At 46.4% G+C, this 11,245-nt stretch carries 6 protein-coding genes; all 6 read right to left on the bottom strand.

What is annotated here, in order from left to right:
• Positions 1-42 precede the first annotated feature (42 nt).
• The 6 genes from ABIX36_RS25065 to ABIX36_RS25040 all read right to left on the bottom strand — a co-directional run bounded on the left by ABIX36_RS25065 (position 43) and on the right by ABIX36_RS25040 (position 11,228).
• Positions 43-1,959, bottom strand: a complete 1,917-nt coding sequence (locus tag ABIX36_RS25065) for a tail fiber domain-containing protein (RefSeq protein ID WP_348084911.1) — start codon at positions 1,957-1,959, stop codon at positions 43-45.
• Between the two features lie 21 nt (positions 1,960-1,980).
• A complete protein-coding gene (locus ABIX36_RS25060) occupies positions 1,981-3,810 on the bottom strand; it encodes a tail fiber domain-containing protein (protein WP_348084910.1) in 1,830 nt (609 codons plus the stop codon).
• Positions 3,811-3,846: 36 nt separating this feature from the next.
• Positions 3,847-5,676, bottom strand: coding sequence for a tail fiber domain-containing protein (locus ABIX36_RS25055; RefSeq protein WP_348084909.1), 1,830 nt, complete (start codon positions 5,674-5,676; stop codon positions 3,847-3,849).
• Positions 5,677-5,690: 14 nt separating this feature from the next.
• Positions 5,691-7,442 (bottom strand): tail fiber domain-containing protein, encoded by a 1,752-nt coding sequence (locus ABIX36_RS25050; protein ID WP_348084908.1) that lies wholly within the window; start codon positions 7,440-7,442, stop codon positions 5,691-5,693.
• A 130-nt stretch (positions 7,443-7,572) separates the two neighbouring features.
• Entirely contained in the window at positions 7,573-9,495 is a 1,923-nt protein-coding gene (locus tag ABIX36_RS25045; protein ID WP_348084907.1) for a hypothetical protein, read from the bottom strand.
• Positions 9,492-11,228 (bottom strand): hypothetical protein, encoded by a 1,737-nt coding sequence (locus tag ABIX36_RS25040; protein WP_348084906.1) that lies wholly within the window; start codon positions 11,226-11,228, stop codon positions 9,492-9,494. The genes ABIX36_RS25045 and ABIX36_RS25040 overlap by 4 nt, the downstream gene beginning before the upstream one ends.
• Positions 11,229-11,245 lie beyond the last annotated feature (17 nt).

The raw sequence follows: 11,245 nt of genomic DNA, 5'->3' as shown, positions 1-11,245 counted from the left end.
GTTGAATGATGTGTTTTTCATGGCGTATGAGCATTGATGTTCTTATTTACTTCCGGGTGCCTGCGCTGTAACGCTGCCCTGCGGTTTGCTTTTGCTTTCTTCCATCTGGGTTAAGCGCACTAAAATGGCATTTACTGTGGTTTTAGATTCGGCCTGCTCTTTGCGCAGTTTTTCGTTCTCCAGCGTAAGCTGCTGTATTAATTTCTTTTGCTCATCAACGGTTTGAGCCAGCTGCTGCGTTGCCGATACATTGAGCATGCTGATGGCATCATAATCAACCGTAAGCACATCGTTTGCGGGGCGGCCATAAACAAATACCCCCTCCTGTTCGTCTAACTTTATGGTCGATGTTACTACAAAACTTCTATCAGTATTAATTTTTGTAACTCTTACAGTAACACTGCTTGCGGGTTTGCATTTAAGTTCCAGCTCGTCGCCGGCTTTTAAGTTTTGCGGCCGGGCAACGGTTATAAGGTAAGTGCTATCGCCTAATTTAGCTACCTGCGTAGCGGCTTGGAAAACATCGGGCAGGGTGTTAAAATAGCTGCGTACCGCCAGCGGGTAAACCTTTTGCACCTGCTGTGCTATCACTTTTTTGTAAGCTTTGTTATCGGCAATGGTATCTATCATTTTATAATCGGCAACCTGTATCTGCCGCAGGGTGTTGAGGTCCTGCGCGGAGGAACTTGGCCTGATATTTTTTTTCAGTCTTAGGTCGGAATAAATGGATGAATAAGTGGTTATAACCGCGCTTTTGCTCGCTATCTCGCCCTCGGCTAAAATACTGCAGCCCGAATATTTTCTGCCCGTGCTTGCTGTTTGGCGTATGACACCGTCGGCGTCAAGTTCATGGGAGTTCTCATTGTCTATGCCATGCTGATAATCGTAGGCATCACCACCTTTTTTCGTTACCACATGCAAGGGTATCTTTGGGTCATCGGTTCCGATGCCTACAAAGTTGCCTTTTATACGTAGAATAGGGAATGTCCCGTTATCCTCGGTAAACCTGAAACCACGATTGCCGTTACCGTTATTTGTGTTTTTAAACTCCATGTAAATACCACCGCCGTAATCAACCGCGGTAATATTCCTGTCGTGCCAGCCAAGGGTTATCTGACCGGTAATATTCAGGTTTTTTAAAACGGAGTTGCCCTTAACGTTAAAGCCTTCATCAACATTCAAATCTTTGCTTACGTTTACCAGGCCAAGGCTATTAACATACAGCCGCTCCTCGTTGCGGGTGCTAAAAGTAATATTGCCATCTCCCCTTACACCAAAATTAATATTTTGGTTATCAGCTGTCTGGTACATCTGGTTTTTGGTGAAGCCTAAACCTTCGCTGCCATCGTTATTCCTGAATTCAACGCCCTCGCCGCGGTTGTTCATAGGCCCGGTAACATAAAGCGCCAATGGCAGCTGCGGCGGATCCCCCGGTCTCGCCTCCCTTTTTATATCTACCGCAGGTGTTGTTCTATCCACGTTGTTAAAACTCCAGGTTCTTCCAACGGCTAAAACCGGGAAAAACCTGCCGCTGTTCATCATATCGCCTATCCTTACACCGCGATAGCCACCCATATCCAGTTTATCGTCCTGCTGTAGCGGAAACTCAGCCTGTGGACGGTTCCATTGTACAAAATCGTATTTATCATCCGGGCCCTGCCTAAAATAAATGGCGTTGCCGTTTACGTGCATATCGGCACCCAGTTGAAGTTTGTTAACAGGGTTGTTTGTACCGATGCCTACGTTGCCGTCAGGGCTTATATAAAGCGCAGGTACATCAGTACCGGCTATCGATCTTAACGGGGCACTAAGCGCCTTTTTTACAGGTTTTGCCGCCTGTTTTTTTTGTGCCGAAGCTATGCTGGTTTGCGCTACAATTAAAACCGCTAAGATAAATAGGTTAACGCAGGCCGACAACCATGTGGCCTTTGCAGATTGGGTGGGTGACGTATTTTTCATGGTATATAGGGATTTATGTTCTTATTTATTTCTGAGCGCTTGTGCTGTAACAGCACCCTGCGGTTTGCTTTTGCTTTCTTCCATCTGGGTTAAGCGCACTAAAATGGCATTCACTGTGGTTTTAGATTCGGCCTGCTCTTTGCGCAGTTTTTCGTTCTCCAGCGTAAGCTGCTGTATTAATTTCTTTTGCTCATCAACGGTTTGAGCCAGCTGCTGCGTTGCCGATACGTTGAGCATACTGATGGCATCATAATCAACCGTTAATACATCGGTTGCAAAAGTGCCATATACAAATACACTTTTTTGCTTATCAAGCGCTACGGTGCTTGCCACGGTAAAGCTGCCATCCCTGTTTACTTGGGTTACCGGTACCGTTACATCGGCCGCGGGTGAGAGTTTCAGTTCAACTTTATCGCCCGGTTTTAAATGATGGGGTTTAGCCATGGTGATGAGGTAAAGGCTGTCCTGCTGACTCGTAACCGAAAGGGCTTTTTGAAAAACATTCGGCAGCGCCCTGAAACTTGTGTTCACCGCGTTGGGGTAAACTTGCTGCACCTGTTGTGCTATCACCTTTTTGTAAGTGCGGCTATCCGTTATAGTATCTATCATTTTATAATTTACCACCTGCACACGGCGTATGGTGGACAGATCCTCGCCCGGTGAACTGGCATGTATATCTTTTTTTAGCCGCGCGTCGGAAAAGCTCTCGTTGTAGGAGCCAACAAAAGCATTCCTGGTAACAAAATCGCCGCTGGCATACACGCTGCAGGTGCCAAAACCGCGGCCCGAACTAATACCGTTACTACCATACCTGGTAAACTCCGAGCCCGCGTAACCTACACCCGAGCCGCGTTCGCCGCGAATATCCAGCGGAAACTCCGGGTCGTCGATACCTATGCCTACAAAAGTGCCTCTCATGCGCATAATTGCAGTACCTCCGGCATCTTCTGTAAACCTAAAACCACGGTTTGCTCCGTTGCCGTCTTTGGCATTTTTAAATTCCATGTAAATGCCGCTGCCATTGTTTATAGCAGCAATGTTTCGGTAAGAGCTGTAGGGCGAGCCCAGGTATATCATGCCGCCAACGGTAACGTCACCACCAATACCAAGGGTTTTCGCGATGCCCACGTGGCCTGCGCTGTTAATAAACATGCGCTCCTCGCCGCCGGCAGTAAAGGTGAATTTGCCCAGTTTCCTTAACAAGAAATTGATATTACGGCTCTCTGCAGTTTGGTATATAGTGTCTTTGGTAAAACCGATGCCCCCGGAGCCATCATTGCTACGGAATTCCACCCCCCTACCGCGACTGTCCATTGCGCCAGTAACGTACATGGCTAAGCCACCGGTTGGGTGTGAACCCGAACGTGTTTCGCCCATAATATCTACAGCCGCTGCCTGGTTTTTAAACCCGGCGCGTAGTATGGGGAAATAGTTAGCATGGCTTCGGATATCGCCAAGGCCGACACCATCGTACGATACCAGGGATAGCCTGTATTCGTCGTCAACGCCGCCAGTAAAGGTGTCGGGGTAGCGCCATTTAATAAATGCCGAGCTGTCCGTCCACCTGGATGGAAAAAAAAGGTAATTACCATCCATATGCAAATTGCCGTTCATCTGCAGCTTATGGTGAGGGTCGTTTGTGCCGATGCCTACGTTGCCTGTGGGGCTGATGTAAAGCGCCGGGGCATCGTTGCTATTTGTAGTTCTTAACACCCCGCCAACTGCTTTTTTAGCGGTCTTTTTGGCTGGTTTTTCTTGCGCAAAAACCGTGATACTTTGTGCCGCAATTAAGGCAAGTATTATAAATAGTTTAATGCCGGTTGTTGATAACGACGCTTTAAGAGTTAGCATTAACGGTGTTTTTTTCATAATGGGGTTATAATTGTTTTACTTATTACCTATCGAGGCCTCGGTTGTAGTTACATTTTGCGGTTTATTATCTTCTACCTTTTGCAGGCGGGCCATTACCAGCGTCATGGCTTGCAGCAGCTCCGTGTTTTGCTTTTTTAGCTGGGCAATTTCCTGTTGCTGCTGGTTAATAGTTTTGGATAACTGCTGGGTTGCGGATACATTGAGCATACTGATGGCATCATAATCAACCGTTAGTACATCAGTTGCAACGGTGCCATACACAAAAACAACCTGTTGCTTATCCAGCGCCAGTTTTGATGCAACGGTAAAGCTTTTATCGCTGTTTATTTGAATAACCAATACGGTGGCATCGGCAGCGCCGGCAATCTTCAGCTCAATTTTATCTCCGGCTTTTAAAGGATGGGGCTTGGCCACGGTTATTACGTAAAGGCTATCCTGCAGCAGCGTTACCGAGCTTGCTCTTTGAAAAACATTGGGCAAAGAACCGAAGCTGGTACCTACCGCCATGGGATAAACCTGCTGTACCTGCTGGGCTATCACTTTTTTGTACGCCTGATTATTGGCTACTGTATCTATCATTTTATAGTTTACAACCTGTATGGCGTTCAGTTTCTCCAGGTCATCTTTTGGGGAGCTTGAGGTTATGTCCTTCTTTAGCCTGATATCAGAAAAAGTGCTGTTGTTTGAGCCAACAAATGCATTCTTGGTAACAAAATCGCCATTGGCAAAAACGCTGCAAGTAGCAAACCCTCGGTTAGGGTAAATGCCGTTAACGCCAACATAAGTAAATTCCCTGCCTGTGTAACCATCACCTGTTCCGCGTATGCTTCTTACATCAAGCGGAAATTCCGGGTTGTTATTATCAATGCCTACAAAGCCGGTATAGCCCACAGTAAGGGTAGTGCGCGTGTTGCCGCCCTGATCGCGGGTGGAACCCAGTTCTACCCCCTGCCAGCCTGTTAAGCGCATTCTGTCTGATGTAACATCTCCCGCTATCATTGGTTTCCAGGCAATATAATCGGCAACATCATCTACACCCTGCCTAAAATATATAGCGTTGCCATCCATATGCAGGCGGTTGTGTATTTGCGTAGTGCCAGCGATATCCAGGTTATTTTTAAAAGTTGCGTTGCCCCCACCATCTATTATCATCCGCTGCTGATCTCCTGTATGAAATACCAGTCTGCCCGTTCCCCTTGCTTCAAAGCTCAGGTTTTTGTCGATGTTGGTTTGGTAAATAAGGTTTTTGCTAAAACCTATGCCTTCTGTGGCATCGTTGGTGCGGAATTCTACGCCACTGCCCTTATCGCCCATGCCGGTGCCATATAGTATAAGGCCGCCGGGGTGGATGCCGGTGCGCGCAGAGGTCATGATATCTACCGCGCCATTCTGGTTGCTAAAGCCGACCCTAAGTATAGGGAAAAACTTACCAAAATTTTCCATTGTACCGAGTTTAACGCCCTGGTTGCCAACAATGGCCATCCTTTGATCTCGCAGACCGGCCGGCACACCAAAATCATCCGGAAGATTCCATTGAATAAACGAACTGTAATTATTAGGATCGGGGTTAAACAGTATGCTGTTTCCAAGCACATCCAGGGTGCCGCCCAGGGTAAGTTTGTGTTTGGGTGCGCCAGAAATGCCTATGCCTACATTACCCTCGCTACTTATAAAGAGCGCTGGCTTATCCGCATCATTTGCTGCTTTTAAAATTTTTTTAACGGGCTTTTTTTGTGCTAAGGCAACTGTACCCTGTGCCACCAATATTGCGGCCAATAAAAAAAACTTAAGCCGCATTGGTAGCAGCGCAGCTTTTTTTGAAGTAAATGATAAGGGATATTTCATTACAAAAGGTTTGTTTATTTGCCGGCAGATGCATTTACCTCCGCTATGGTTTGTGTTTTGCTGTCGTTTGTTTTTTGAAAGCGTTCCATAGCCAGCGTCATTCCCTGCACGGCCTGCATCAGGTCGGCATTTTGTTTGCTTAGTTTATCTATCTGCTTTTGTTGGTTATCTATCTGCTTTTGCTGCTCATCAACGATGTTTGCCAGTTGCTGCGTGGCCGATACGTTGAGCATGCTGATGGCATCATAATCAACCGTGAGCACATCGGTAGCAGGGTGGCCATATACAAATACATCAGCTTGTTTGGTAAGATCGGTAGCGGCGTTCACGGTGAAGCTTTTATCGCCAAACAGGGTTACAACGTTTACTTTAACATCGCCTGCTTCGGGGCATTTTAGCTCCAGTTGTTCGCCTGCTTTTAATTTGGCTGATTTGGCCAGGGTGATGGTGTATAGGCTATCGGCTTGTTTGGTAACACTAACAGCATGCTGAAAAACATCAGGCAGGGTGCGGAAACTGGTGCTTACGGCCATAGGGTAAACTTTTTGCACCTGCTGCGCTATTACTTTTTTGTAACTGCGGTTATTTTCGATGGTATCTATCATCTTATAATCAGTGATCTGTACCTTGCGTAGTGTTTCCAGGTCCTGCACCGGGGAACTCGCCCTGAAATCTTTTTTCAGCCTGATATCGGAGTACGAGTTATTTTGTGCGCCCACAAAGGCTGTTGCAGTTACAATATCACCAATTGCATAAATACTACAGTCAGAAAATTGGCCACCAGCATTATACTTATTACCATTATGCTCTAACCTTATATCAAAAGCCTTACGATTGTCTTTAGTATACGTTTGGTTATAAAAGGTATTTCCCATCTTTTTATATACCGATAGGGGAGCTTGCGGGTCCTTTACGCCTATGCCTACAAAGCCCTTGTGCGATGCTATAAATGTGGGAGAAGGGTCGCTACCAACAAATAATTCTTCCATAATGCCTACGGTACCGTTACTATTGATAAACATACGCTCTTTTGGCGCCGAGAATGTCATATTACCCAAACCCGATACTTTAAAGTTTAAGGTTTCACCCTTATTGGTACCATATATGGTGTTTTTGGTAAATCCTATCCCCTCCAGGCCGTCAGAATTTTTAAATTCGATGCCCTTACCTACTGTATTTAAATCACCCGTAACCAGCATCGTTAATCCGGTTGGCATATCGCCCGTTCTCGCCTGGCCCCTTATATCAACCATGGCGCTTTGGTAAAAGTCTCCAACCCTAAGCGCCTCAAAAAAATTCTTATTGCTGTCTACAATTCCAATATTAACACCATGGCGACCTCCTATAGCAATTTTGCTATCGCTGATAGTGCCTTTTTGCCTCGCTCCCCATGAGATAAAGGCAGAATCGGTACTAAGCTTTAATAAAAGATTGCTTGTATTTAGCTTAACATTGCCGTTAAGATTAATAGCGCCATTAAAGTTTATACTACCGTTGGTGTTGTTAGTATTTAAGTTAATACTGTCGCCGGTTAGTTTTATCTTACCCTGAACATCCAACTTTGCCTGCGGGGTAGGCGTACCAATACCTACATTACCATTTGGTGTTATAGATAGCGCAGTTGTGCCATCGTTGCTTGTTTTAAGCGTTTTTTTCTGCTGCGCAAGCGCGGGGCCGGCCCGCATGGCCAACATCAATACAATTAAGGTAAGGATACGGGCAAATTCTACGCGTGTAAGGGGCTTGAACAGTTTGGATGGCTTCATGATAAGTTTATATAGTTTAATTTAATTGCATGTAATTTGCATACAAGCACTGCTGTGCGCTGCGCCTGTATAGGTTTATTTATGATAGCCCCGGTTTATAGGGGGCGAACGTGGATCGGCTTGTACTGTTCTAATTGCCCGTTTTTACCTGTAACGTTGCGCCTTTTTCAACCGTAAAATCGTTAGAAAATGTTACGCCGTCGCCGGTGCTGCCGGTTTTAAGTAATACATCGGCATTTTTATCAAGCCTGGCTTTTCCTTCGAAAGTGATACCGGTAATGCCGCGCAGGTACTTATAGTTGCTAAACGTAAAATTGCTTTGAATCCGCACCTTATTACCCACAAAGCTAAGGTTGTTGGGGTTTTCGTCGGTTTCGTTGGCCATTAGCCTGCTATCGTCATTGTATGTTTTTGGCCTTAAGCCTATAAGGCCGTTGGCGGTACCCGTGTATAATGTACCATCAACCCCCATCACCAGGTTTTTATCAAAGTTGGCACCAATATCTATTTTTGTAAATGAGTCGGCACTGCTCGGTTTGTAATACAGTGCGCCATCACCCCGCAGCGCGTAGTAAATATTATTGCTACGATCGGTTATTAACGAGCGTACAGACCCGCCCTGCACATTGCATATAAACGTTGTTTGGTTTGCTGCATCGGCCGGGTTATAGCTAAACAGCATATTGTCTTTTATAAAATAGGCACCTGCTGTGGCCAGGCCCACCGTCATCCCGGCGGGTGCGGACATTTGCCCATTTTCGTTTTTTTTCAATCCGGCCAGTTTCGGGCTAAAAACATATAATTTATTGGGGGCGAGTATTTTGTTTGCCAGGTAAACGTATCCGTTATCATCAACCATGGGGGTGGATAAAAAACTATCGTCGGATAAGCGGGATACATCAATATCTATATTGGCCCGCTTTATCTCTTTACCGGTGTTGGCGTCAATGGCTATCAGTTTTGCGGAGTCCGGAGCTTCATAGCTTAAAACATAAGCCACACTGCCCTCTTTATTAAGCGTTACTGCGCTTTTGCGGCCGCCCAGGTTGATATCCCACATCAAGGCATTTTGCGGGAAGGGAGTATAAGCAAAAATACCGTTATCGGTACAAAAATATAAGCTTCCATCAGGCCCGGTTGTAAACGCGTTTTTAACGTTGCCATTGGTGTTTTTAAGGCCGGTAATTTGGTTATCGGCAAGGTTGGTAGCCTCAAACTGGCTTGCAGCTACGTGATAAAACCGCCCGGAGGGATCAATGGCGGGGTTGCTAACCTGTTTATCGCCGGGGAGGGCGGCGGATACCACGCTGGTTTTATAGGTGGAAAGGCCTACCGAGTAAAGGGTGTTATCGGTAGTGCTAACGGCGTAAATATTATCCCGGTACATGGTTATATCCTGCTGTACTAAACCGGCATTGGGGAACGGAATGGTAATTTTCTCAAATTCGCTGGGGATGGCCCCCTTCAGGGCCACCGGGCTTTGCGAGGTATGCTGATAGTTGGCGTAGGTAGAGGCCCAATCGGTAACGGCGGCCGGCTTTGTGGCTGCGTCGTACTCATAGGTAATAATAAGCCGGGGCGCATACCCTTGGTTTTTATTAAAAAGCCCCCTTGGCACGTAAAAATCTGCGAATATGGGCTCGGAATGGTCCAGCTTTAGTTTGAGCACAAATGTGGCATTTCCCGGCACGGGGCGGTTACCTTCCCTTATGGCGAAAACGCTAACAAAACCATTGGATGTATTACTGGGCTTTAACCCCCAATTGGCTATGCCTTGGTTACCGGCATTAAAAACGTTTATCTGCGCGGCCCGGCTAATCGGCCGTTCGCTGGTTACCTGCAGCTCGCACCGGGTAACTTTGCAATTTGCAGGCAGTGTGCTTAAATTAAAATCGAGCTGAACAAAGGCCCCGGTTGATACGCTGAGGCTGGCCTGGGTAACATCGTTTGCGGGTATTACGGTTTTTATTTGTGCCTGCGCGTAATTACCGGTAAACAGGGCTATCAAAAAAACGCGGATCGCTGTTTTATAAAAAGATGCTTTCTTCATCATGATTGTGGGGTGGTAACGGTTGCCGGAATAGATAAATAGCAATTAAGCCCGGCACTATATAAAGTGTCGTTATCAGATACGTAGGTTATCCAAATGGCATTTTTAAATTCTACGGCCTGTAAACTGCCGCAATATTCGGTTTTGAAGCCGGCATTTCCCGGCATCTTCTTCATTACGGGTGGGGCGCTGGCGTCTATTCTCGATATCACCTCTTCAAAATTTTCCCCAACCTGGTATATGCCAAAAAAGAACAATTCATTTTTACATTTAGCCAGGGCGCAGCTTACGATGTTGAAGGCAAGCTGGGGCACGTTGGCCTGTATGGTCCAGCCCAATCCCTTCCAGCTTTTGATATCGTCCAGTACATTGATGGATCTTGCGCTTGCCATCTTCCTTTCGGGGTGGTTTGGACCGTAGCTGCTTCCGCCATAAACCTGTAATTCCCCGTTTGCAAAATAGGCAGTGTGCATGCACAGGGAGGCATCCATTATGCTTCCAAATGGTGCCCATCCGTTATTGTCACCGTTGAAAGTATGTATATCGGCAAGCGGGCCATCCTGGCCATAGCCGCCCAGCAGGTAAATTTGCCCGGCGCTGGCAGCGTCGGACTTTACGATAACCACGGCCTGCCCCATACGCGGCGAGAAGGTGGAGACATTAATTTTGCCCCATGTTCCGGATGTTGGCGTAGGACCAAATTCATAGTAATAAGTAGTATCGCTTTGTTCATTTGAATCAAACCGGCTGCCGCCTATAAGGTATATCCTGTTTTTATAAAAAATGCCGCTACTGCAAGCTGCTTTGGCCGGTATGCTGCCATCAGAAGCAATGCCGGTGTTTTCCCAGTTAACACCGTCGTTTGTTTTCCACAGCCATATATTGGTTTTGGCGGCATCGGTTACCAGCGCATACATTGTATTCTCATCGGTTTTTACCAGGTTTACCAGTAAATTATCGCCAAAAGGGCTGCTTTTGGCGATAGCGCCCTCCACGGGTATTATAATTGAGCTTTGCGCGCCAATGATATTAATTTGTTTTTCAACGCGAACGATGGGTGTCTTTTCATCGATGTACTCGCTCTGTGCACTCAGCTTTACCACCCTTGGGCCTGCATTAGGTTGCAGTTCATAGGGTTTTGTCTGCACAATTTCCACCTCCTCCTCTTTCTGGTCCCCTACCTTGATAAAAAGCTTCTCCGCATTTTTTACGGACCAGGTGAGCGCATATTTTTCAGAAAGAAGCAACGCGGCGTAATCGGTAGTAAAGCTTTCAATGGTAGCTTGTTTGGGGTCTAAAGGCAGTTGTATTTTAAATTGCGGGTCGGGTTTGTTATAAGTTGTATCTACCCTGTATTCGTACCCGCAACTAATGCGCGCTTTAGTATCTACCGGCGCAAATTGTATGCACAGGGTAACCTCCTGAGAGGGCGGCAGGTACGACTCGAAATTCAGTGCAAATATACCCGGGTTGCCGTCTTTAGTGAAAAGACACTTGCCCTCATCATCTTTATCAGTTACCATGAACTCCAGTTTGTCCCAGGTTGTCCTGTTCATCAACGCGGTTTCGGTGGTGGCATTATCCTCGCACACGGGTATTATAAACTTGATGAGGCTGGCATCGTTAACTGTTACGCGGTAATAAACAGAGGCTTTTAGGCCCCTTTTTAACGTAATATTCTTACCCCATGTTTCCGGGTTTTCCGAAACGGCAATATCTACTATCGGTTCAATCATGTGTTCTGCGCCTTAAA

This window comes from Mucilaginibacter sp. (assembly GCF_039925265.1).
Taxonomy (GTDB): domain Bacteria; phylum Bacteroidota; class Bacteroidia; order Sphingobacteriales; family Sphingobacteriaceae; genus Mucilaginibacter.
The sequence above is the reverse complement of the archived record's forward strand: the minus strand, read 5'-3'. Positions and strand labels throughout refer to the sequence as shown.